This window comes from Pseudomonas sp. Irchel s3b6 (assembly GCF_900187415.1).
Lineage (GTDB): Bacteria > Pseudomonadota > Gammaproteobacteria > Pseudomonadales > Pseudomonadaceae > Aquipseudomonas.
This window is the reverse complement of sequence record NZ_FYDM01000014.1, coordinates 37,528-59,358: the sequence shown is the minus strand read 5'-3', so window position 1 is coordinate 59,358 and position 21,831 is coordinate 37,528. Positions and strand designations below refer to the sequence as shown.

20 protein-coding genes and 1 riboswitch are annotated in these 21,831 nt (G+C 60.8%); of the genes, 12 read left to right on the top strand and 8 right to left on the bottom strand.

Annotated elements, in window-relative coordinates; translation table 11 throughout:
- The first annotated feature begins 70 nt into the window (after positions 1-70).
- Positions 71-655 carry a YajG family lipoprotein gene (locus CKW07_RS20045; protein ID WP_095079739.1) on the top strand — a complete coding sequence of 195 codons (585 nt, stop codon included), beginning with the start codon at positions 71-73 and terminating at the stop codon, positions 653-655.
- 598 nt (positions 656-1,253) lie between these two features.
- On the opposite strand, the gene CKW07_RS20040 is transcribed toward CKW07_RS20045, so the two are convergent.
- Positions 1,254-1,460, bottom strand: a complete 207-nt coding sequence (locus CKW07_RS20040) for a hypothetical protein (RefSeq protein ID WP_095146698.1) — start codon at positions 1,458-1,460, stop codon at positions 1,254-1,256.
- Between the two features lie 194 nt (positions 1,461-1,654).
- Between CKW07_RS20040 and CKW07_RS20035 the strand changes: the two genes are divergently transcribed.
- A complete protein-coding gene (locus CKW07_RS20035) occupies positions 1,655-1,942 on the top strand; it encodes a hypothetical protein (protein ID WP_095146697.1) in 288 nt (95 codons plus the stop codon).
- Between the two features lie 75 nt (positions 1,943-2,017).
- On the opposite strand, the gene CKW07_RS20030 is transcribed toward CKW07_RS20035, so the two are convergent.
- Positions 2,018-3,184 carry a 1-acyl-sn-glycerol-3-phosphate acyltransferase gene (locus CKW07_RS20030; RefSeq protein ID WP_095146696.1) on the bottom strand — a complete coding sequence of 389 codons (1,167 nt, stop codon included), beginning with the start codon at positions 3,182-3,184 and terminating at the stop codon, positions 2,018-2,020.
- Positions 3,185-3,324: 140 nt separating this feature from the next.
- Between CKW07_RS20030 and CKW07_RS20025 the strand changes: the two genes are divergently transcribed.
- The 3 genes from CKW07_RS20025 to CKW07_RS20015 are packed head-to-tail and all read left to right on the top strand — an operon-like array spanning position 3,325 to position 4,436.
- A complete protein-coding gene (locus CKW07_RS20025; RefSeq protein WP_052967976.1) occupies positions 3,325-3,507 on the top strand; it encodes a CPXCG motif-containing cysteine-rich protein in 183 nt (60 codons plus the stop codon).
- Between the two features lie 12 nt (positions 3,508-3,519).
- The gene (locus tag CKW07_RS20020; protein ID WP_095146695.1) at positions 3,520-3,780 is read left to right on the top strand and encodes a putative signal transducing protein; all 261 of its coding nucleotides are present in this window, start codon (positions 3,520-3,522) and stop codon (positions 3,778-3,780) included.
- A 35-nt stretch (positions 3,781-3,815) separates the two neighbouring features.
- Positions 3,816-4,436 (top strand): SOS response-associated peptidase, encoded by a 621-nt coding sequence (locus tag CKW07_RS20015; protein ID WP_095146694.1) that lies wholly within the window; start codon positions 3,816-3,818, stop codon positions 4,434-4,436.
- Positions 4,437-4,521: 85 nt separating this feature from the next.
- Here the strand turns inward: CKW07_RS20015 and CKW07_RS20010 are convergent, their stop codons facing one another.
- A complete protein-coding gene (locus tag CKW07_RS20010; protein ID WP_095146693.1) occupies positions 4,522-6,663 on the bottom strand; it encodes a methyl-accepting chemotaxis protein in 2,142 nt (713 codons plus the stop codon).
- 275 nt (positions 6,664-6,938) lie between these two features.
- Here CKW07_RS20010 and CKW07_RS20005 point away from each other — a divergent pair, with 275 nt between their 5' ends.
- Complete coding sequence (locus tag CKW07_RS20005; protein WP_095146692.1) at positions 6,939-7,754, top strand: M48 family metallopeptidase; 816 nt, start codon at positions 6,939-6,941, stop codon at positions 7,752-7,754.
- Between the two features lie 56 nt (positions 7,755-7,810).
- Here the strand turns inward: CKW07_RS20005 and CKW07_RS20000 are convergent, their stop codons facing one another.
- From CKW07_RS20000 to CKW07_RS19990, 3 genes are all read right to left on the bottom strand, one after another.
- Positions 7,811-8,383 (bottom strand): TMEM165/GDT1 family protein, encoded by a 573-nt coding sequence (locus CKW07_RS20000; protein ID WP_095146691.1) that lies wholly within the window; start codon positions 8,381-8,383, stop codon positions 7,811-7,813.
- Between the two features lie 89 nt (positions 8,384-8,472).
- Positions 8,473-8,594: riboswitch (yybP-ykoY riboswitch) on the bottom strand.
- A 52-nt stretch (positions 8,595-8,646) separates the two neighbouring features.
- Positions 8,647-9,645, bottom strand: coding sequence for a class I SAM-dependent methyltransferase (locus tag CKW07_RS19995; protein WP_095146690.1), 999 nt, complete (start codon positions 9,643-9,645; stop codon positions 8,647-8,649).
- Between the two features lie 33 nt (positions 9,646-9,678).
- Positions 9,679-10,644: a 2-hydroxyacid dehydrogenase gene (locus CKW07_RS19990; protein ID WP_095146689.1), complete on the bottom strand. Its 966-nt coding sequence runs from the start codon at positions 10,642-10,644 to the stop codon at positions 9,679-9,681.
- Positions 10,645-10,737: 93 nt separating this feature from the next.
- Between CKW07_RS19990 and CKW07_RS19985 the strand changes: the two genes are divergently transcribed.
- The 6 genes from CKW07_RS19985 to CKW07_RS19960 all read left to right on the top strand — a co-directional run bounded on the left by CKW07_RS19985 (position 10,738) and on the right by CKW07_RS19960 (position 20,475).
- Positions 10,738-11,367, top strand: coding sequence for a LysE family translocator (locus CKW07_RS19985; protein ID WP_095146688.1), 630 nt, complete (start codon positions 10,738-10,740; stop codon positions 11,365-11,367).
- A 143-nt stretch (positions 11,368-11,510) separates the two neighbouring features.
- Positions 11,511-13,193, top strand: a complete 1,683-nt coding sequence (locus CKW07_RS19980) for a fatty acid--CoA ligase (protein WP_095146687.1) — start codon at positions 11,511-11,513, stop codon at positions 13,191-13,193.
- Between the two features lie 337 nt (positions 13,194-13,530).
- Positions 13,531-15,405 carry a DUF1302 domain-containing protein gene (locus tag CKW07_RS19975; protein ID WP_095146686.1) on the top strand — a complete coding sequence of 625 codons (1,875 nt, stop codon included), beginning with the start codon at positions 13,531-13,533 and terminating at the stop codon, positions 15,403-15,405.
- Between the two features lie 27 nt (positions 15,406-15,432).
- The gene (locus CKW07_RS19970) at positions 15,433-16,797 is read left to right on the top strand and encodes a DUF1329 domain-containing protein (protein WP_095146685.1); all 1,365 of its coding nucleotides are present in this window, start codon (positions 15,433-15,435) and stop codon (positions 16,795-16,797) included.
- A 263-nt stretch (positions 16,798-17,060) separates the two neighbouring features.
- A complete protein-coding gene (locus CKW07_RS19965; protein ID WP_095146684.1) occupies positions 17,061-19,802 on the top strand; it encodes a LuxR C-terminal-related transcriptional regulator in 2,742 nt (913 codons plus the stop codon).
- A 172-nt stretch (positions 19,803-19,974) separates the two neighbouring features.
- Entirely contained in the window at positions 19,975-20,475 is a 501-nt protein-coding gene (locus CKW07_RS19960) for a methylated-DNA--[protein]-cysteine S-methyltransferase (protein WP_095146683.1), read from the top strand.
- Between the two features lie 52 nt (positions 20,476-20,527).
- Here the strand turns inward: CKW07_RS19960 and CKW07_RS19955 are convergent, their stop codons facing one another.
- Together CKW07_RS19955 and CKW07_RS19950 are read right to left on the bottom strand one after the other, a co-directional pair.
- Positions 20,528-20,989, bottom strand: coding sequence for a YMGG-like glycine zipper-containing protein (locus tag CKW07_RS19955; RefSeq protein WP_095146682.1), 462 nt, complete (start codon positions 20,987-20,989; stop codon positions 20,528-20,530).
- A 41-nt stretch (positions 20,990-21,030) separates the two neighbouring features.
- Positions 21,031-21,711 carry a DUF3313 domain-containing protein gene (locus CKW07_RS19950; RefSeq protein WP_095146681.1) on the bottom strand — a complete coding sequence of 227 codons (681 nt, stop codon included), beginning with the start codon at positions 21,709-21,711 and terminating at the stop codon, positions 21,031-21,033.
- Between the last annotated feature and the right edge of the window lie 120 nt (positions 21,712-21,831).

Here is a 21,831-nt window from a genome sequence, read left to right as displayed (position 1 = left end):
TCGCTGGTTTGAAGCGAGTGGCCCCCGCTATACTGCCGCTCTGTTTGTGCCTGATTCTGGAGAGAAGCGCATGTTGCAACGCCTGTTGTTCGGTTTGATCACTGTGACCAGTTTGACGCTGGTTGGCTGCGCCCACAGCCCGCAGCAACTAGCCCCGGAGCCGAAACTGACGACTCAACTGGCGCCGGTCGGTCATGGTCAGCCGGTGGTGGTGAAGGTGGTTGACGGTCGTCCGTCGCCGACCTTGGGCACCCGTGGCGGCCTGTACCCGGAAACCAGCGCGATTACGGTGCAAAGCGCGCAGATCCTGCCGAAGTTGCAGGCTCAGGCTGAAGCGGCTGTGCGTCTGTTGGGTTTCACGCCGACAGCCAATGCCTACAACGCGCCGCAGTTGACCGTGACCTTGGCCGAGCTGAAGTATCAGTCGCCTAAAGAAGGCATGTATGTGACCGAGGCGACCATCGGTGCGACTTTCCGTTCTGATGTGCAGAATGCCAACCGTCGCTATAGCGGTCGTTACGGTGCGTCGCTGGATCAGCGTTTTGGTATGGCGCCGAACCAGGAGACCAACACTAAGCTGGTCGGTGATGTCTTGAGTGATGCGTTGACTCGTCTGTTCAAGGATCCGACGGTGGGTCAGGTCCTGGGCGAGTAACGGTTTGCGGTGTGTCTGAAGAAGCCCGGTTTCAGTGATGAGCCGGGTTTTTTTGTTTCTGTTGAATGATCTGTGGGAGTGGGCTTGCCCGCGAAGGCGGCTTGGCAGCCAACCAATCTCTTGCAGGTGCGGTGTACATATCCGTTGCTGCGGTCATGGCGACTTATGGTTTCGCCTGACGGCGACTCACTTTTTTTACAAGCGCCTAAAAAAAGTAAGCAAAAAAACGCTTCGCCCCGAGCGTCCTGCCCCTCGCCAAGGCTCGGGGTTCCCTCGACTCCGGCATTCCTCAGGGGGCATCGCCCTCCGGTCGGCTTCGCTCGACCTCCATGCGATGTCCTCGACTGTGTCGAGGGGCGCTGCGCGCCACTCCCCTGATGAACGCCTGCGCTCGGCCTGCCGAAGGGGCGGGTGGATCAAGAGCCAGAGCAAGATCAAGAGCGGCAGGCGAGCTAACGCTCGGCCTGTTGAGTGGTGGGGCGGGTGTACGTTGGTTTGTTTTTTTTGGCGGGGTAGCGGTATTGCGCTTGTACGTGAAGGCGGCCTGATTGCTGATCAGGCACACCCTGTATTCACCCAGATGCGTCAGCAACTGTCTTCACGCGGCTTGCGAGTAGAAGTCCAGTACGCTGACGCCGGTCAGCAGGTCGGTTTCCGGCAGGTCGGGGTGCTGGTGTCCGCCCAGGGCGCAGTAGACGAGCCAGTGGCGGTCTTGAACGTTGAAGGCCAGGCTGCCGACGAGGGTTTGTTGTTCGTCGGTCGGGGTAATGAGGTAAAGGCGATCCTGGTTTTCGGCGTGCAGCATGACAAGCTCCGTGTCGGTTTCGAGGGGCGACAGCTTGGCGTGTTTAGATGACGAAGACGTGACGCAGGGCATGAGTCGGTCGAATGGCCGGTTTTTTGTCGGAAAGCGAGGGCAGGGAGCAGGGCTTTGGGTAGAATCCGCGCCGCGGGTGTTGTTTCGATGTCCCGTATGCCCCGTTTCGCATGAGGTTCACGATGTCGTTGCAAATGATCTGGTCGTTGTTTACCGCTCACCCCGCCAAACTGATCAATATCTTCGCGCTGCTGGTGGCCTGCCCCGGTGGCTGGTTGTTGCACGCGACCCGTCGTCGCGAGCAGCAGGCCCGGGCCAGTCTCGCCGCGCAGGCCGGGCGTGCGGATGCCGACACGCAGGTGCACTTGTCGAGTATCGCAACCCTGCGCATGAACCGCTTTTTCTACGCGTTCGGCTTTGCCTGCCTGGGCCTGGCGTTGCTGGTGTCGTGGATCAGTACGCGGATCTGACGGCGGCCGGGAGCCTGTCCCGGGCAAACAAAAACGGCGCCCCGAGGGGCGCCGCTTTTGTTTGAAGCCAAAGCCTTACAGCGGTAAACCCGCCTTGACCCGGTACTGATTGCGCACCGGTGTCGCGTATTGCAGCACCAGGAACGGGCGGTGTTCCTCGGGGCAGGCGTCGAGGCGGTTTTGCCATTCTTGCCCGGCCTTGGCCAGTTCTTCGGCCGGGAACAGTTCGGCAGCCTTCGGCACCTGCAATTGTGGGTCGGCGTCGTTCCACTGGGCGTACGCCAGGTAGTGCACCGGGAACAACCGGTAACCGCCGAGGATCTGCTTGTCCATCTCGACCGCCAGTTGCTTGGTGTCGTCGAACAGCTCGGTGATGGGCGCTGCAAAGTTGACGTGGACCCGGCCCTTGTAGCCGGTAATGCCCTTGGCGATGCTCACATCGTCCTCGCCCGGTGCTTTGGTGTAACTGCCGGTGGTGGCGCGGATGTACAGCTCGCGGGCCTTGGCCTGGTCGCACGGGTCGTACTCGTAGCTGATCGACACCGGGGTCAGGTTCAGCGACTGGATGACCTCGCCGAACGGCTCGTCCTTGCGGCTCATGTGAAACATCTTGAGGATCGCCGACTCGGTGCGATCGTCTCCGTCCTTGGCGCGGCCTTCGGCCTGGGCGATCCAGATCGAGGCGCAATCGTTGCGGATCGAATGGTTGATGTACGCCGACAGCAACTGATACGCCGCCATCTTCTCGCGCCGGCCGGTAATGGAGCGGTGTACGATAAAGCTCTTGTTCAGGCGCATCAGGTCGCTGACGAAGGGCTTTTGCAGCAGGTTGTCGCCAATGGCGATGCGTGGCGTGGGCAGGCCGGCGTGGTAGATCGCGTAGTTGACGAACGCCGGGTCCATCACGATGTCGCGATGGTTGGCCAGGAACAGATAGGCGCTGCCGGACTTGAATTGCTCGACGCCGGTGTAGGTCACACCGTCGGTTGCGCGCTCGATGGTGTGGTCGACATAGAACTCGACCTTGTCCTGCAGCGTTGCAACCGAGGTGACACCGGCAAACTCTCGGCGCAGCCGATGAGCTATAAGTGGTTTGAGCATCCAGCCCAGGGCGCCGGCAAAGCGCGGGAAGCGAAAGTGGGTGAGGATATCTAGAAACGCCTTGTCGCTCAGCAGCCGTGCCAGCACTGCCGGGACTTCGCTGTCGTCGTAAGGTCGGATGGCATCGAATTCGCCCATCATGCTCTCTTGTTAGAAACGGCTAGGGTAAGTAATGGATCGGATCGAATCCACACAGGGTACGGTCTGAAAAAGCAGCTCAAACAAAAATAGCCCTGCAAATAGACCGGCGATTATACGCACAAGTCACTTGGGAGACCGCGATGCTGGAAACCGAGCGCTATGAATGCCCTTACTGTGGTGAAGAAGTGGAGGCTGTTCTGGATTTATCTGGCGGTGACCAGACGTATATCGAGGACTGTCCAGTGTGCTGTCGCCCCATCACCTTTGTTCTGCAGACCGACGGTCATGAGTGGTTGCTCGAAGTTCACAGCGAAAACGAGTGAGGGGTGGCTTTTATGCAGCGCATCTACGAACCGGAAAACCTGATGGAAGGTGAGTTGCTGCAAGGCATGCTGGCCAGCGAAGGCGTGGAAGCGCACCTGGTGGGGCGCGATTTGCTCGGTGGCACGGGTGAGTTGCCGGCGTCTGGGCTGCTGGGCCTGGCGGTGGACAATGACCAGGCCCAGTACGCCCGAGAGCTGATTGCGGCCTACAATGCCGCTCTGCCGCTGCCCGGTGACGAACCGGATAGCTTTCCCGGCGTGCTGGTCTGTTAGGCTGGTGTTCGTTTGATCAAGAGTCGTGTTGCCCCATGTGTGGACGTTTTGCCCTGTTTCGTTGGAACCCCGCGTTTGCGGCCTTGCCCGGTTTTCCGGCCGATCAGCAGGCGCAGTGGAATATTTCGCCCAATGATTCGGTGCTGATCCTGCGCGCCGAGGCGGGCCAGCGTACCCTTGCGCGTGCCCGCTGGGGGTTGACGCCGGCGTGGCTGACCGATTTGTCGAAGACGCCGGCCCATGCCCGGGCGGAAACCGTCGCCGAGCAGCCGATGTTTCGCGAGGCCTTGCGCCTGCGCCGTTGCCTGTTACCGGCCAACGGCTTCTACGAATGGCGCGGTACCACCCGCAAGCGCCCGTACTGGCTGACGCCAGGAGAAGGTTCGGCATTGTTTTTTGCCGCGATCTGGGAAGCGTATCCGGTGCAGGAGCAGGTCTGGTTGAGTACGGCGGTGGTGACTCAGGCCGCCGCCAGCCAACGCCGGCCGTTGATTCTCGATGCGGCAGGGCAGGAAGCCTGGCTCAACCCCGAAACCCCGCTGCACGCCCTGCAGGCGCTGCTCGCCAGCGAGCCTGCCGCCTTGCGCGAGCGGGTGCTGGCGAACCTGGTGAATGATCCGAAGCTCAATGCACCGGAGTGCCTGACCCCGGGTTGAGTTTTTCGCAATCTGGCCGATCATTCCCACGTTCCGTGTGGGAATGCATCCCGTGACGCTCTGCGTCGCACCCATGGACCTTCAGTTAAACTCTGAACTGATTGATCAACCGTCGCTGCTGCTCGGCCAGCTTGGTCAGGTCCGCACTGGCCGCACTCGACTCATCCGCGCCGCCGGCCACTTCATTGGCCACCTGACCGATATTGATCACGTTGCGGTTGATGTCGTCGGCCACTGCGCTTTGCTCTTCGGCGGCGCTGGCGATCTGGGTGTTCATGTCGTTGATCACGGACACGGCCCGGGTAATGGTCTCCAGCGCCTGCGCCGCCCTGGCGGCGTGTTGTACGCTTTCGTCGGTCCTGTTCTGGCTGTCCTCCATCACCCGCACCACGTCGCGCGTGCCTTGTTGCAACTGTTGAATCATCGACTGGATTTCTTCGGTGGCCTGCTGGGTTTTCTGCGCCAGGTTGCGCACTTCATCGGCTACTACTGCAAAGCCGCGGCCCTGCTCGCCGGCCCGCGCCGCTTCAATGGCGGCGTTCAGGGCCAGCAGGTTGGTCTGCTCGGCAATCCCGCGAATGGCGGTCAGGATCGCATTGATGTTTTCGCTGTCCTTGGCCAGGGTTTGCACCACGCCGACGGCATTGCCGATTTCCACCGCCAGGGCGCCAATCGAGATCGAGGTGTCGCGCACGATCTGCATGCCCTGGGTGGCCGCCTGATCGGCGTGGCTGGCGGCCTGCGCGGCCTGGGTTGCATTGCGTGCCACGTCCTGGGCGGTCGCGGTCATTTCCTGCACGGCAGTGGCCACCTGATCGATTTCGGCCATTTGCTTGTGCACGCCCAGGTTGGTGCGAATGGCGATGTCTGCGGTGTGCTCCGATGAGTCGCTGACGCTCTGCACCGAGGTCACCACCTGGGTGATCATCGCCTGCAGTTTTGCCAGGAAGGTGTTGAAGCCCTTGGCGATCGAGCCGAGTTCGTCGGCGCGGTCGCTGGTCAGGCGACGGGTCAGGTCACCTTCGCCCTGGGCGATGTCATCGAGCATCGCCACCATCTGCTTCAGCGGTCGGGCGATGCCATGGCCTACGAGCCAGATCACCAACAGTCCCAGGCCGGCAATTCCCAGGCCGACCATGGCCATGCCAAACGTGTCGGCCTTGCGCTGGCTGTTCAGGTCGCCCTGCAGTTGTTGCAGGTCGGCCATCACGGCGTTCAGCGGCAATTGCAGCAGCAGGGTCCAGCGCGCGTCGGTCTGGCCGATGCCGAACGGTAGGTACAGTTCGATCTTGCCGTTGGTTTTATCGACGTTGTAGGTCACTTCGCCGCGACTGAGGTTGCCCAGGTTGGCCAACTGATTGGCGTCCAATATGTCGCTGACTTTTTCGCCGAACTTGCTTGGGTCCTTGGTGTAGGCCACCAGGCGCTGGTTGCCGCCAATCAGGGCCATTTCACCGGCACCGTTGTACAGCTTCTGGTTGGCGGCCAGGAGCATGTCCTGAATGAAGTTCACCGACAGGTCGGCGCCGACAATGCCCTGAAAGGTGCCGTTGAGCATGATCGGTTCGATGAAGGAGGCGAGCATGACGATCTTGTCGCCGACCTTGTAGGGCGCGGGGTCGATCACGCAGGATTTTTTACTCTCCTGGGAGCACAGGTAGTACTCACTGGCGCGCACGCCGGTGGATAGCACGGTGCGGTCGTTCACGTCCGCCAGTTTATCCAGGCCCAGGCTGCCGTCATCATTGCGGAACCACCACGGCAGGAAGCGTCCGGTGGTGGCGTCGACTCCGATGTCCTTGCTGCCAACGTAGGCCGTGTCGTTGTGATCCAGCGCATTGGGTTCCCAGCCGATGTAGGCGCCGAGAATTTTCGGGTTCTTCGCGACGTTCTCCTTGATCAGGCTGACCAGTTGCTCACGGCTGAGACTCAACACGGGCTTGCCCTCGGCATCCTGGGAGCCGATCAGTGTGTTGACCCGCACCAGGCCACCGGCGATCAGCAGCGGCGCTTCCAGTTCGCGCTGGATCTGGCTGACCTGGGTCTGTGCCAGGCCGCGCAGGCGTTGCTCGATGACTTGTTCGAACTGGGCCTGGGTCCGTTGCTGGACCATTTCCTGAGTGCGTGCACCGGCAAACAGCGCGTACAACACCAGCGCAACCACCACGCTGAGCACGATGGCTCCGGCGAGTGCGGCGACGGAAAACTGAATCGACTTGAATTTCATAAAGGCTCCGGACGCAGGAGGGCATCTGCCGAGCTTTATCGGCGGGGGGATGGCGGTCCATGAGCGGAAATTTCATGAATGACTGTTTTTGGCCCGGATGTGTCGCATCGAGACCGGTGTCGGGCCTTGATGCCATTGACCGAGGGGTGTTTTATAAAGGGATTGAGACTTGGGGATGGGGCCGGGCGGGAAATGGCGTGTTACACGTCTGTTGCATCTGGCGCAGATACAGCGCACCGCCTACGATACGCGCCATGTTTTCAGGGAGAGCTTTCATGAGTAAAAGTTGGGTTTTGTGTGCGCTGGGTGCCAGTTTGCTGATCGCTGGCTGTCAGTCGGTCAACACCACCAGCGGTGGCGCCGTGGGTGTGGAGCGCTCGCAGTGGATGTTCAGCATGCTGTCGACCGATGAGGTCAACCAGATGTATGCCCAGTCCTACCAGAAGACAGTGGGCGAGGCGGGCAAAAAAGGCGTGCTGGACCAGACCAGCAGCGATGCCAGGCGGGTCGATGCCATCGCCACGCGCCTGATCGCCCAGGCGCCGAACTTTCGCCCGGATTCGGCGCACTGGAAGTGGGAAGTCAACCTGATCAAGAGTGACGAACTCAACGCCAATTGCGGCCCCGGCGGCAAGATCATTTTCTACACCGGGCTGATCGACAAGCTCAAGCTCACCGACGACGAAATTGCCGCGATCATGGGCCATGAAATCGCCCACGCCCTGCGCGAGCACGGTCGTGAAGCGATGTCCAAGGCCTATGGCATTGAAATGGCCAAGCAGGGCGCTGGCGTGTTGCTCGGCCTGGGCCAGGATACCCTGGCGCTGGCCGATACCGTGGCCAACTACGGCATGACCTTGCCCAACAGCCGCGCCAACGAAAACGAAGCCGACCTGATCGGCCTGGAACTGGCCGCGCGCGCCGGCTACAACCCGAACGCAGCGATCACCCTGTGGAACAAAATGAGCAAGGTCTCCGGAGGTTCGCCGCCTGAGTTCATGAGCACTCACCCGGCTTCCAGCAGCCGGATCGAGTCGCTGCAGGCGGCGATCCCGAAAGTCATGCCGCTTTACAACAGCAGCAAGAGGTAAGCGGCAAGCTGCAAGTAGAAGCCGAGTCGCTCTGCTTGCAGCTTATGGCTTGCCGCTTAAAGCTGCAGAGCTTTGTACACCGCAACAATAGCCAGGATGAAGAACGCCGACGCTGCCAGGCGCCGGATCAGGGTCAGGGGCAGTTTGTCCGCGGCAAAGTTACCGGCCAGGACCACCGGCACGTTGGCGATCAGCATGCCGAGGGTGGTGCCGATAATCACCAGCCACAGCTCAGGGTATTGCGCTGCGAGCATTACGGTGGCGATCTGGGTCTTGTCACCGATTTCCGCCAGGAAGAAGGCAATCAGCGTGGTGAGGAACGGTCCGAACTTGCGGGCCGTGCTGGCTTCGTCGTCATCCATCTTGTCCGGCACCAGGGTCCACAGCGCGGTGGCGGCAAAGCTGGCGGCAAGGATCCAGTGCAGCACCGAATCCGAAAAGAAGCTGCCGAACCAGGCGCCGACGGCACCGGCGGCGGCATGGTTGGCCAGGGTCGCAGCGACGATACCGGCGATGATCGGCCAGGGTTTGCGAAAGCGGGCGGCGAGAATGAGAGCGAGCAGTTGCGTCTTGTCGCCGATTTCGGCCAAGGCAACGACTGCGGTGGGAACGAGTAGAGAATCCAGCATCAGGGCATTCCTAAGGGGCGGGTCGACACGGCTATGACACGTACAGCCTTCCCGCCCCGGGTAAGGTGTGCGTGTCATAGGTCTTGTCAAACCCTGCGGTCCGTCTGTGCGGACGCTTGGGTCGCATACGCCATGATCTGAGGATCAAGTATGTTGACGTATGCCGGACGAGCATGGCGCTCGTGGGAGACTACTCCCCTAGGACGGAGCGGATTCTGCCTAGGCAAAATCCATTCGGCAAGCGTTCTTTTTCAACAGGGTATTCAACCGCGCTTGGCTCGGTAGATACGGAAACCCTGTCCTTCGGCCTTGATCGAACAGGCGCCCAGATGCTCTTCGATCAGCGGCTGGTACTTCAGGAAACTATTGGCTACCAGGCGAAGTTCTCCACCATTTTTCAGATGTTTGGCCGCTTTTCGCAGCAGGTTTTCCGTAGCGAAGTAATCGGTATGAACCCCGACATGGAACGGTGGATTACTCAGGATCGCGCTCAAACCCATGGGCGCGGCGTCGATGCCATCTCCGGTCAACACCTCGGCTTCCAGGCCGTTAGCGGCCAGTGTCAGGCGGCTGCTGGCAGCGGCGAACGCATCGACGTCCAGCAGGGTGACGGTGTTGTGCGGGTAACGACGCTTCACCGCGGCCCCCAGAACTCCAGCACCGCAACCGAAGTCCAGCAAGTGACCGCTGGGCAGTTTGTCCAGGTGTTCAAGCAGCAGGGCGCTACCGCGATCCAGGCGACCATGGCTAAACACGCCCGGCAGGCTGATGACTTTCAGCGGGCCTTCGGCCAATGGCAGCTCATAGGTTTGCGCCAGGCTCTCCAGTGATTTGGCCTGCGGTGCGTTGGCCACGGTCACTTGCCAGAGCTGGCAATGCCGCGCGCTGTCGAGCTTGCGCGGTTTGCCAAAAGGGTTCAGCTGCTTGGCGGCGCCCTCGATGCCGCTGCGCTTTTCACCTACCAGGTACAGTTCGCGACCGGCCAGGCGCGAGGCGAGGGCGTTGAGGATGTAATCGGTCAGGTCCTTGGATTTGGGCAGGAACACCACGGCCGTTTCAAATTCGCGGCTCGGGGCATTCACGCCAAAATGGCTGCGCTCGGCAAAGCGCGCATCCAGCGCCGCCTGATCGCCGGCATGCCAGCACCAGCCGTGGGCCTTGGGTAACTTGCCGAGCAAGTCATCGGCGGGCAAACCGGCCAGTAGCAATTGACCTTGAAACAATTCGGCCTGACGAAGCAGTACTTCACTGCGCGGATCCATAACCTGCTCCTTGAAAAAAAGTGCGGCAGTTTATCAACTGACGACCCGCAGCGCTGTACCGCTGAAAAAACCTTGGGCGTTCTCGCTCAATTGGCCGACGATCCGTTGCCGAGCCTCGCGGCTGCCCCAGGCGTTGTGCGGGGTCACGATCAAGCGGGGAATATCGTTGGCCAGCAGGGGGTTGCCTGCGGTCGGCGGTTCGACGCTCAGCACGTCGGTTGCCGCGCCACCCAGATGACCACTGCGCAAGGCATCGGCCAGGGCCTGTTCGTCGATCAGGCCACCGCGCGCGGTGTTGACCACGAAGGCGCCGGGTTTGAGCAGCGCCAACTCGCGCGCTCCGATGAAGTGACGAGTGTGTTCGTTGAGCGGGCAATGCAAGGTCAGGGCGTCGACCTGCGCGAGCAGTTCATCCAGCGGTACACGGTCGGCGCGCGCCGGGCGTCCGGGAATCTGGCCCGTGATGACCCGCATGCCAAAGGCTTCGGCCAGCCGGGCAACCGCGCCACCCAGTTCGCCATGGCCGAGCAGGCCGAGGGTCTTGCCTTGCAGTTCGACGATCGGGTAATCCAGCAGGCAGAACTGGCTGGCTTGCTGCCAGCGACCTGCACCGACGGCTTTCTGATAGTCGCCCAGGCGGGTGGCGAGGTTGAGCAGCAACATGAGGGTGTGCTGCGCCACCGATGGCGTGCCGTAGCCCTGGCAGTTGCTCACGGTAATGCCTTGGGCACGGGCGGCGACCAGATCCACGTTGTTGGTGCCGGTGGCGGCGATCAGTATCAGCTTCAGGTTCGGGCAGGCCTTGAGGGTGGTGGCGTTGAGCGGGACTTTGTTGCTGATGGCCACGCTGGCGCCTTGCAGCCGTTCAACGACGTTATCAGGGGTGGTCAGCGATTGCAGTTGCAAGTCATCGAAGCACTGTTGCAAGCCACTGAGGTCAAGGTCACCCAGGTCAAGCGAGCTGTGGTCGAGGAAAACGGCGCGGCGATTGTTCGTCATTAACTGTACCTTTTGCGCATAAGTCTGAAGGCGTAATCTGCCGAGCCTACCAGATGAAATAACTAGTTACGCTTGGCCTAAAGGAGCCCCACCATGTACTGGACAGAGTTTTTGACCGTTGCCCTGATTCACCTGCTGGCCGTCGCGAGCCCGGGCCCGGACTTTGCCGTGGTGGTGCGTGAGGCGGTGACCCACGGTCGTCGCGCCGGGACGTGGACGGCGCTGGGTGTCGGCAGCGCGATTTTCCTGCATGTGGGTTACTCGTTGCTGGGTATCGGCCTGATCGTTTCGCAGTCGATCGTGCTGTTCAACGCGCTCAAGTGGCTGGCGGCTGCCTACCTGCTGTACATCGGTTTCAAGGCCTTGCGCGCGCAACCGGCGAAGCCTTCGACCGAAAACCTGCACAAGGAAGCCGGCGAGCGCACGGCCCGTGGCGCGTTCACCTCGGGCTTCGTGACCAATGGCCTGAACCCCAAGGCCACGCTGTTCTTCCTGTCGCTGTTCACCGTGGTGATCAACCCGCACACACCGCTGGCGGTGCAGGCCGGCTACGGGATCTACCTGGCCGTCGCCACCGCGATCTGGTTTTGCCTGGTGGCGATGTTGTTCAGCCAGCAGCGTGTGCGCGCCGGTTTCGCCCGCATGGGGCACTGGTTTGATCGCATGATGGGCGCAGTACTGATCGCAATCGGCGTAAAACTGGCCCTTACCGAGATGCATTGATCAGATTGTCGATGCGAATGCTGGCGCAAAGCCAGTATTTGCGCCGCTCTGCAAATCATTCCTTTGGCTGATTTGGCGCGCGTCCAGGCTGATTAAAGTGCCTACTTTACGCCACGACCGTGCAGTCAGATAAAGGGATGCTTATGTTGCAGACTCGCGTTATTCCGCCAGCTGAAGGTGCTTATCAATACCCGCTGTTGATCAAGCGATTGCTGATGTCCGGCAGCCGTTACGAGAAAACCCGCGAGATTGTCTACCGCGACCAGTTGCGCTACAGCTATCCGACCCTGATCGAGCGTGTCGCGCGGCTGGCCAACGTGCTCACGGCAGCAGGGGTCAAGGCCGGTGATACCGTGGCGGTGATGGACTGGGACAGCCATCGCTACCTGGAGTGCATGTTTGCCATCCCGATGATCGGTGCGGTGATTCACACCATCAACGTACGTCTTTCACCCGAGCAGATCCTCTACACCATGAACCACGCCGAGGACCGCTTCGTGCTGGTCAACAGCGAGTTCGTCGGGCTGTACCAGGCCATCGCCGGGCACCTGACCACGGTCGAGCAGACCCTGCTACTGACCGACCTGCCGGAAAAAACCGCCGACCTGCCGAACCTGATGGGCGAGTACGAACAATTGCTGGCTGCCGCGAGCCCGGAGTATACCTTCGAGGATTTCGACGAGAACTCGGTGGCAACGACCTTCTATACCACCGGCACCACCGGCAATCCCAAGGGGGTGTACTTTACCCATCGGCAACTGGTGCTGCACACCATGGGTGTTTCGACGATCATGGGCAGCATCGACAGCGTCCGCTTGCTGGGCACCAGCGACGTGTACATGCCGATTACCCCGATGTTCCACGTGCATGCCTGGGGGCTGCCGTATGTGGCCACCATGCTGGGCCTCAAGCAGGTCTACCCCGGCCGTTACGACCCGGAATACCTGGTGGAGTTGTGGCGCAAGGAAAAAGTCAGCTTCTCCCATTGCGTGCCGACCATCCTGCAAATGCTGCTCAACGCCAAGGCGGCGCAAGGCACGGACTTCGGTGGCTGGAAAATCGTCATCGGCGGCAGCGCGCTCAATCGTGCGCTGTACGAGGCGGCCAAGGCCAAGGGCATTCAATTGACGGCGGCCTATGGCATGTCGGAAACCGGTCCGCTGGTGTCCTGTGCGCACCTTAACGATGAGTTGATGGCCGGTACCGAAGACGAGCGCACCACCTACCGGATCAAGGCCGGGGTGCCGGGGCCCCTGGTGGAAGCGGCTATCGTCGATGCCGACGGTAACTTCCTGCCGGCGGACGGTGAGTCCCAGGGCGAGTTGGTGTTGCGTGCACCGTGGCTCACCGAAGGTTACTTCAAAGAGCCGCAGAAGGGGTCAGAACTGTGGGCCGGGGGCTGGTTGCACACTGGCGACGTGGCGACCCTGGACAGCATGGGGGTGATCGACATCCGTGACCGGATCAAGGACGTCATCAAGACCGGCGGCGAGTGGGTTTCTTCCCTGGACCTGGAAGACCTGATCAGCCGTCATGCAGCGGTACGTGAAGTAGCAGTGGTCGGTATTGCGGACCCGCAATGGGGTGAGCGTCCGTTTGCCCTGCTGGTGCTTCGTGAAGGCCACATACTCGGGGCCAAGGAACTCAAGGAACACCTCAAACCGTTCGTCGAGCAGGGACACCTGAGCAAGTGGGCCATCCCGAGTCAGATTGCCCTTGTTACTGAAATTCCCAAGACCAGTGTCGGCAAGCTGGACAAAAAACGCATTCGGGTCGACATCACCGAATGGCAGGCCAATAACAGCACCTTCCTCTCGACGCTTTAAGCCCCCCTTGCCGTGCCCGAAAGGGCGCGGCAGGCCCACCAAGCAAGCGCTTGGCTTGTCAAATCCATATTTTCAGCCATCCTTGCCGTGCCGGCATCTGCCGGACTGGCAGAAGGACTGTTCCAGAGTGGTCGGGGGCTGCAAATCACACTTTAGAGGGATCATGCAGTACAGCCTGCTGGATATAGTCCGTTCAAGGATTTTTAAGAACGGGGCACACGCACGAACAGGGGCGATGCAACTTTGAACGATTTGGCGAGCGCATGGCTCACTGTCCTTCAGAGCGTTTTTAAAAGTGCTAAACGCCATAACAATAAAAGCACATGGAGTAGCGTCGATGACATCAGTAAACCAGTTCTGGCGCCGGGCGAAACTGCCTCTGGCGGTCAGTCTCGCCTCTACGCTCGCCGGGCCTGCATTCGGCGTCAGTTTCAACATTGGTGAAATCGAAGGTCAGTTCGACTCGTCCCTTTCGTTGGGTGCAAGTTGGTCTACCGAGAGCGCCAACAAGAACCTCATCGGCGTCAACAACGGCGGTCACGGCCTGTCCCAGACCTCCGACGATGGCCACTTGAACTTCAAAAGCGGGGAAACCTTTTCGAAGATCTTCAAGGGCATCCATGATCTTGAATTGAAGTACGGCGATACCGGCGTCTTTGTGCGGGGCAAATACTGGTACGACTTTGAACTCCAGGACGAAAGCCGTCCGTTCAAGGACATCAGCGACGACAATCGCAAGGAAGGCGCCAAGTCCGCAGGCGGCCAGATCCTCGACGCTTTCGTCTACCACAACTACGCCATCGCCGAGCAGCCGGGTTCCGTGCGCTTGGGCAAACAGGTCGTCAGTTGGGGTGAAAGTACCTTCATCGGCGGCGGCATCAACTCGATCAACCCGATCGACGTTTCCGCGTTCCGTCGCCCGGGCGCCGAGATCAAGGAAGGCCTGATTCCGGTCAACATGTTCTATGTGTCCCAGAGCCTGACCGAGAACCTCTCCGCCGAAGCCTTCTACCAGCTGGAGTGGGATCAGACTGTCGTCGATAACTGCGGTACCTTCTTCTCCCAGCCAGACATCATCGCCGACGGTTGCGATAACAACCTGCGGGTGCTGAACAAGCGTTCGACCATTCCGGCCATCGCGCTGGGGCCATTGGCTGCCAACGGCGTCGACGTCAACGAGGAAGGTGTGCTGGTGCGTCGCGGGCCAGACCACGATGCGCGGGACAGCGGCCAGTGGGGCGCGTCCTTCAAGTACATGTTCGACCCGCTGGACACCGAGTTCGGTGCCTACTTCATGAACTACCACAGCCGTGCGCCGATCTTCAGCGCCACCGGTGCTCCGCAGTCGGTCTATAACACCGCGGCATCACTGCCAGGACCGTTCGCCGCGCTCGGGCCACTGTTGGTGGCCGGCAACTCGGAGTACTTCGTCGAGTACCCGGAAGACATTCGCCTCTACGGCCTGAGCTTCTCCACCACCTTGCCTACCGGCACGGCGTGGCAAGGCGAGGTCAGCTACCGTCCGAATGCGCCGGTGCAGCTGAACTCCACCGACATTCTGTTCGCGGGTGTACGTCCTTTGGGTGGCGCGCTGGCCAACGCTTCGCTGCTCTCGGCCTCGCCGGGTTCCGACCTGAACGGTTATCGCCGCAAGGAAGTGACTCAGTTCCAGACCACCCTGACGCACTTCTTTGACCAGGTCATGGGCGCCAGTCGCCTGACCCTGGTGGGTGAAGTCGGCGTGACCCACGTAGGTGGGCTGGAGAGTACTTCAGATGTGCGTTATGGCCGTGACCCGGTTTATGGTCCGGGCGAACTGCCCAACGGCTCCTGTGAATTCCTCAACGGGAGGACCATTGCTGGCGCCGGTCCAGGTACGGCGACCAACAATGCTACCCGTAACTGTAACGACGAGGGTTTCACCACGCCAACCTCGTGGGGCTACCGTGGTCGTGCCATCTGGGATTACAACGATGCCATCGCCGGCGTCAACCTCAAGCCGAACGTGGCCTGGTCCCATGATGTGGAAGGTTACTCGCCAGGCCCTGGCGGAAACTTCGAGGAGGGTCGTAAAGCGGTCAGCCTGGGGCTCGATGCCGAATACCAGAACACCTACACCGCAAGCCTCAACTACACCAACTTCTTCGACGGCAAGTACACCACCGTGGATGACCGTGATTTCGTCGCGCTCAGCTTCGGCGTGAACTTCTAAGCACTGCTTTTTCAGGACGAACAAGAAATGAAAATGACCAAGAATCTGTTGCACGTCGGGGTACTGGGGCTGTCGTTGCTGGCGACCGGTGTCATGGCCGCGGTCCCGGCAGCTGAAGCGGACAAGCTGGGCAAGAGCCTGACGCCGATGGGCGCGGAAATGGCGGGCAATGCCGATGGTTCGATCCCGACCTGGAAACCCCTGGCCAAGAACGCCGGTACCGTTGACAGCAAAGGCTTCCTGTCCAACCCGTATGGCAGCGAGCAACCCCTGTTCACCATCACCGCGCAGAATGTCGACAAGTACAAGGACAAGTTGGCACCGGGCCAATACGCGATGTTCAAGCGTTACCCGGAAACCTACAAAATGCCGGTGTATCCGTCCCATCGTGGTTCCACCGTGCCGGCTGACGTATTTGCCGCCATCAAGCGCAATGCCACCAACACCAGCCTGGTCTCCGGTGGCAACGGTCTGGAAAACTTCGAAACGGCCATCCCGTTCCCGATCCCGAAAAGTGGTGTGGAAGTCATCTGGAACCACATCACCCGCTATCGTGGCGGCAGCGTGACCCGCCTGGTGACCCAGGCCACGCCACAAGCGAACGGCTCGTACAGCCTGGTGTACTTCCAGGACCAGTTCGTGTTCCGCGACAAGATGAAGGACTACGACCCGAAAAACCCGGGCAACATCCTGTTCTACTTCAAACAGAAAGTGACCGCGCCAGCGCGTCTGGCCGGTGGTGTGCTGCTGGTTCACGAAACCCTCGACCAGGTCAAGGAACCACGCTCGGCGTGGGTCTACAACGCTGGTCAGCGTCGTGTGCGCCGGGCCCCGCAAGTGTCCTACGATGGCCCGGGTACCGCGGCCGACGGCCTGCGTACGTCCGACAACCTGGACATGTACAACGGTGCACCGGACCGTTACGACTGGAAGCTCGAAGGCAAGAAGGAAATGTACATCGCCTCCGACAGCTACAAGCTCGACGATCCGAAGCTCAAGTACGCCGACATCATCAAGGCCGGCCACATCAACCAGGACCTGGCGCGTTACGAGCTGCGTCGCGTCTGGCATGTGGTCGCAACCCTGAAGGAAGGTCAGCGCCACATCTATGCCAAGCGTGACTTCTACATCGACGAAGACACCTGGCAAGCCGCGGTGATTGACCACTACGACGGTCGTGGTCAACTGTGGCGCGTGGCCGAGGCCCATGCCGAGGACTACTACGACAAGCAAGTGCCGTGGTATGCCCTGGAAACCCTCTACGACCTGCAGTCCGGCCGCTACCTGGCGCTGGGCATGAAGAACGAAGAGAAGCAGGCCTATGACTTCGGCTTTACGGCCACCACCAGCGACTTCACCCCGGCGGCACTGCGCCAGGAAGGTGTTCGCTAATACGCTGTAACGAGGCCGCATCCTCGAAAAACGCCCCGACTGGTTCGGGGCGTTTTTTTGCGTTCCGCAAACCGGCCCGGCAACCTGCCTGACACACCGCGCCGTTACATTGGCCGGTGTTTGTAACGCCATACGGTCGATATGACAGAGTCGCCATGCACTTTTTGTAGCCATTTGTAGCAATAACCTTCAATCCGCCTCTGTTTACCGCTAGTCTGCGGACATCTGCAATGCCGACAACAGCACTTCAATAAGAGTTGGCTATGACTGACCTGTTCCGAATCCAGCCCCCCACCAGCACGGCACTGCCGATGCCGGAAGGGCGTTTTTACCGCCCACCCTTGCCTGATGGCTATGTACTGCGGCCTCGCTTGTGCGAGCGGCTGAGTGCTGGCCTGCAGGGGCGATTGCTGCTGGTCAGTGCGCCGGCCGGCTTCGGTAAAAGCTCATTGGCGGTGGAGTTCTGTCAGAGCCTGCCGGCGCACTGGCAAAGCCTGTGGCTGGGGCTAAGCGCGCGGGACAGTGATCCGGGGCGCTTCCTGGAGCGGCTGCTGGAAGGCCTGCAACACTATTTCCCCCGATTGGGCAGCCAGGCCCTTGGCCTGTTGAAGATGCGTCAGCGGCATCAACCGTTCGCCTTCGAAGAGTGGCTGGACGGGCTGCTGGATGAGTTGGCCGGCCAGTTGTCGACCAACAGGCCGTTGCTGCTGGTGCTGGATGACTATCACCTGGCCCAGGGGCCGGTACTTGATCGCTGTCTGCAATTTTTCCTCAATCACTTGCCCGATGGCCTGCTGGTCATGGTGACCAGTCGCCAGCGTCCGGACTGGCATCTGGCGCGTTTGCGCCTGTCGCGCCAGTTGCTCGAACTGCATGAACAGGACCTGCGCCTGACCCACGACGAATCCCTGGCCCTGCTTGACCGGCACAGCAGCTCGCTACGCGGCGAAGCGCTGGAGAGCCTGATTTCGCGCAGCGAAGGCTGGGTCGCCGGGCTGCGATTCTGGCTGTTGGCGGCCTCTGAGGCAGGGAGTGGAGGTGCGTTGCCGCAACCGCTGCACGGGGGTGAAGGACTGATCCGCGACTACCTGCTCGAAGAAGTCATCGATTGCCTGCCTCCCGAGGTGCAGTCGTTTCTCTACGATACGGCTCCGCAAGAACGCTTTTGCAGCGAGCTGTGTGACGCGGTGCGCGAGGCGCATGACAGCGCCGAGATCCTGCGCTTTCTGCTGTCCCATCAGGTGTTTCTGGTGCCACTGGACGAACATGGCCACTGGTATCGCTATCACCACCTGTTTTCCGACCTGTTGCGCAGTCGGCCGACCGCCAATGCGGTGGTCCCGACCGCCAGCCTGCACCTGCGCGCTTGTCGTTGGTTCAATGCCCAGGGGCTGCTCGACGAAGCTGTCGAACAGGCGTTGCGCGCCGGGCATCTGGACGTTGCGGCCAACCTGGTGCAGAACCTGTCCGAGGAGCAACTGCTGGCCGAGCAGAACGTGGGCATGCTGTTGCGCTGGAAAATGGACTTGCCCGACAGCCTGCTGATCAGCACCCCGCGCCTGATCGTGCTGTACAGCTGGGCGTTGGGGATGGCCTGCCAGCTGGATGCCGCCGAGGAGTTGGCCAGCCATTTGAGCCGGTTCCTGCCGGCCCCTTCGGCCACTGCACAGAAGTCCATGCTCGCGCAGTGGCTGGCGCTGAGCGGGATCATTGCCCGGGGGCGTGGCCAGCGTGAACTGACCTTGCGCTACTGCAGCGAAGCCCTGGAGAGCCTGCCGCAAAAACGTTACGGCCAGCGCTTGATGTGCCTGTCGACCTTGTCCAACCTGGCCATCGTCGATGCCGACCTGTGGCGTGCCCGTGGCCTGAACCGTGAGTCGCTGGAGCTGGCGCAACGGGTCGGCAATCCATTATTCGAGGCGCTGGCCCATTACGACCGGGCGCGGGTGCTGCAGGCGCGGGGGGAAATTCTCCGCTCGCTGGAGGAAGTGCATCAGGGCCAGAAACGCTTGCAGGGGCTGGCACCGCAGCGCCTGTATGCGGTTCGTGCACGCCTGACCCTGTATGAAGGTTTTTTGCTGACCCTGCGCCTGCAGCCCGAAGCCGGGTTGGCGCGATTGCACCAGGGCCTGAGTGAGGCGCGGGCCTGTCGCGACATCAGTGTGTTGATCGGCCACTGTGTGATCGCCAGGCTTGAGGGCGGTAAAGGCGAGTTTGCCAAGGCATTCGCCGAATTGGGTGAGGCCGAGCGGCTGATGCATATCTGGGACGTGCCGCCTATCTACTACCTGGCGATGATCACGCTGGTCAAATGCGAACTCTGGCTGGCCCAGGGCCGTACCGACCTGGCCGAGGCCTGGCTGATGCGACTCGGCCAGACCTACAACGGCGAACAGGCCGCGGCGCCCCCCGAATTCCACCCACAAATGCCGTTGCACATCGAGTTGCAACAAGCCCTGCTGGAGTCCATACAAGGGCAGCCGATGCTGGCCGAAGGGCGACTCAATGCCTTGTTGGAGCATGGACAGAAAACCGGCCGCCAGTTGCTCAGCGTCATGGCGCTGAGTCAGAAGGTTGCCTTGTTACTGAGCACTGGACGCGAGCCGCAAGCGCGACAGGCCTTGGCGCAAGCGTTCGAAGCGGCCGCCGTCGGCGGCGCATTGCAACCCTTTGAGTGGCTGCTGCGCGAGCGTGCGCACTGGTTGCGCGAACAACTGGCGCACTGTCCAGACAGCTCGTTGCGTCAGAGCCTGATGGAGCGTTTACCGCACGCCGCGATCCGCGAAAGTGCAGAGCCGCAGCACGGCGCGGAAACCCTCAGCGTCCGCGAACACGCGGTGCTGCAACTGATCGCCCGAGGCTGCTCGAACCAGGAAATCAGCGATCAGCTGTTCATCTCGCTGCACACGGTGAAAACCCACGCCAGCCACATCAACAGTAAACTGGGGGTCGAGCGCCGTACACAAGCCGTGGCCCGGGCGAAAGAATTGGGACTACTGGCATAACCCTCGGTCCTATTGCCCGCGGAATCTCAAGCTCGCGCGCTGCAATGTCCTGTCCATCCAGCAGTTCAACCGCAAGAAACGTAGTTCTTGCGGTTGAATCACCCATTATTGTGAATGTGTCCCCTGACAACGATGAACGATCGCTCTTGAGCGTCGGATCAAGGAGTCTCCCATGTCATACGTGTTTAAGCGGATGCCTTCACCGGTCGGCACCCTCACCCTGATAGCCAAGGGCAACAAGCTCTGCGCCATTCTCTGGGAAAACGAAAAACTCAACCGGGTACGCATCGGCCCGCTGCAGGAAGATATCCACAGCCCGGTTCTGCAGGAAGCCGAACACCAGCTCAAGCAGTACTTTGCCGGTCACCGCGACCGCTTTGATCTGGAGCTGGACTTTGCCGGTACTGAGTTCCAGCAAAAGGTCTGGCGCGCGTTGTTGACCATTCCGTTCGGGGAAACCCGCAGCTATAGCCAGATTGCCCAACAGATTGGCAGCCCCAGGGCCGTACGGGCAGTGGGGGCGGCCAATGGCAAGAACCCGATCTCGATTGTCACGCCCTGTCATCGGGTGATTGGCGCATCAGGAAGTCTGACCGGGTTTGCCGGTGGGCTGGCGGCGAAGCAGTTTTTGTTGGGGCTGGAGGGGAAGGAGACGTTGCCTTTGGGGTTCTGACGGGGAGCGGGGGGCTGTTTCCGTGGTTCCGGAGGCGGCTACCCGTCTGCGGTCAAGGCAAGACGTTATAGCCCCGCTGTTGCAGGCAACTGGTATAGACCGAGTTGCTGGCGTTGACGTTTTGTTCGGAGGTGCTCATGTTCTGCCGGCGTTCCTGGCGTTGTCTCGATGCTCCGACGACAGCACCGGCAGCCGCTGCGCTCTGGGCACGATTCTGGCGGTAGTCTTGCTTGACGTCATCGTCGACCTGATCGTACAACTCTTCATGCTGGCGGCCCCGGACCTCCGCTGCCACGCTCCCGGCGACAGCCGCGGTGGCCGCGCCTTTTACACGACCGCCTGTCGGCACCGTGTTTTGTGTCGGGTATTGGGCGTTGGCCTGGGATTGGCAAGCGCTGGTGTCTTGCTGGATGGTCTGGGAGGTCTGGTTGTTGAGTGGGACAACCGTGACCGCCAGGGCGCTGGAACTGGCGAGTAGCCCGAGCACCGACAGAATAGACGTCAATTTTTTCATGAACTCGGGCCTCTCATGGGTCCAGTGCGATGACGGATGGCTTACTGCTTGGAAAGCAGGGCTTGCATGTCAGCGGAGACGGTCTTGATCGCTGCCTTGAAGTCTTTGGCGGTAATCGGCGTGTCGGAGTTTTCCAGACCTTCACCGAAAACCTTGCGCACCATCTTGGCGACCGGCAAGCCGGATTTGGCGTCGATCAGGTCGGCTTCGATATACACCTCGGCAATCTGGTCGCGGGTACCCATGGCTACCTGAGTGGTGCCGACAATTGCTGCGATCGGAACGGCTTCATACCAGTGCATGGGTTCGTTCGAGGCAGATACCTCGGTGATCGCCGCGTGCATGATCAGGGTCCGGGAGCCCTCAGGCGCCAGCTTGGTGCTCGAAACGACCTTGTACTGCTGTGCAAGGGTGTTTCTGGTGCTTTCGTTCGCCATGAATTGCAGGTCTTTCAGGGTGCTCAGGCTGACCCGGTCGGTCGGCTTCGGCTCTGGATACAGTTCCAGTTGGTCGAATACCACCGTGGAGTACGCCCCAGGCTTGAAGCCAGGCGCTACCCAACGCAGCACTTTCTGGCCACTTGGCGAGGTGGTCTCTTGCAGGCCTTCGTAGTTAGGCAGGAAGCCGGAGTATTGCTCCTGTTCCGTCACTTTCGAGACGCAACCGGTCAGCAGCACGCTGCTCAGTGCAATACCCACCATCCATTTACTCGACATACTCATAAAATTCGTACCCTGGTCAAAGAGCCGGGAGGGTGCCCGAACCCGATCGGCAATTCGAATCATTGATTCTCAAAAAAAGATCAAATGAGCGCTCTTGGCCCGGGGTTGCCTGCCAGGTAT

Coding starts and splice junctions, on each gene's coding strand:
- CKW07_RS20040 (WP_095146698.1), bottom strand. CDS start 1,460: ATGCTGCACGCCGAAAACCAGGATCGCCTTTACCTCATTACCCCGACC.
- CKW07_RS19970 (WP_095146685.1), top strand. CDS start 15,433: ATGAAAATGACCAAGAATCTGTTGCACGTCGGGGTACTGGGGCTGTCG.
- CKW07_RS19960 (WP_095146683.1), top strand. CDS start 19,975: ATGTCATACGTGTTTAAGCGGATGCCTTCACCGGTCGGCACCCTCACC.
- CKW07_RS20005 (WP_095146692.1), top strand. CDS start 6,939: ATGAGTAAAAGTTGGGTTTTGTGTGCGCTGGGTGCCAGTTTGCTGATC.
- CKW07_RS19955 (WP_095146682.1), bottom strand. CDS start 20,989: ATGAAAAAATTGACGTCTATTCTGTCGGTGCTCGGGCTACTCGCCAGT.
- CKW07_RS19985 (WP_095146688.1), top strand. CDS start 10,738: ATGTACTGGACAGAGTTTTTGACCGTTGCCCTGATTCACCTGCTGGCC.
- CKW07_RS19965 (WP_095146684.1), top strand. CDS start 17,061: ATGACTGACCTGTTCCGAATCCAGCCCCCCACCAGCACGGCACTGCCG.
- CKW07_RS19995 (WP_095146690.1), bottom strand. CDS start 9,645: ATGGATCCGCGCAGTGAAGTACTGCTTCGTCAGGCCGAATTGTTTCAA.
- CKW07_RS20020 (WP_095146695.1), top strand. CDS start 3,520: ATGCAGCGCATCTACGAACCGGAAAACCTGATGGAAGGTGAGTTGCTG.
- CKW07_RS20000 (WP_095146691.1), bottom strand. CDS start 8,383: ATGCTGGATTCTCTACTCGTTCCCACCGCAGTCGTTGCCTTGGCCGAA.
- CKW07_RS19950 (WP_095146681.1), bottom strand. CDS start 21,711: ATGAGTATGTCGAGTAAATGGATGGTGGGTATTGCACTGAGCAGCGTG.
- CKW07_RS20015 (WP_095146694.1), top strand. CDS start 3,816: ATGTGTGGACGTTTTGCCCTGTTTCGTTGGAACCCCGCGTTTGCGGCC.
- CKW07_RS19980 (WP_095146687.1), top strand. CDS start 11,511: ATGTTGCAGACTCGCGTTATTCCGCCAGCTGAAGGTGCTTATCAATAC.
- CKW07_RS20010 (WP_095146693.1), bottom strand. CDS start 6,663: ATGAAATTCAAGTCGATTCAGTTTTCCGTCGCCGCACTCGCCGGAGCC.
- CKW07_RS20045 (WP_095079739.1), top strand. CDS start 71: ATGTTGCAACGCCTGTTGTTCGGTTTGATCACTGTGACCAGTTTGACG.
- CKW07_RS20030 (WP_095146696.1), bottom strand. CDS start 3,184: ATGATGGGCGAATTCGATGCCATCCGACCTTACGACGACAGCGAAGTC.
- CKW07_RS20025 (WP_052967976.1), top strand. CDS start 3,325: ATGCTGGAAACCGAGCGCTATGAATGCCCTTACTGTGGTGAAGAAGTG.
- CKW07_RS20035 (WP_095146697.1), top strand. CDS start 1,655: ATGTCGTTGCAAATGATCTGGTCGTTGTTTACCGCTCACCCCGCCAAA.
- CKW07_RS19975 (WP_095146686.1), top strand. CDS start 13,531: ATGACATCAGTAAACCAGTTCTGGCGCCGGGCGAAACTGCCTCTGGCG.
- CKW07_RS19990 (WP_095146689.1), bottom strand. CDS start 10,644: ATGACGAACAATCGCCGCGCCGTTTTCCTCGACCACAGCTCGCTTGAC.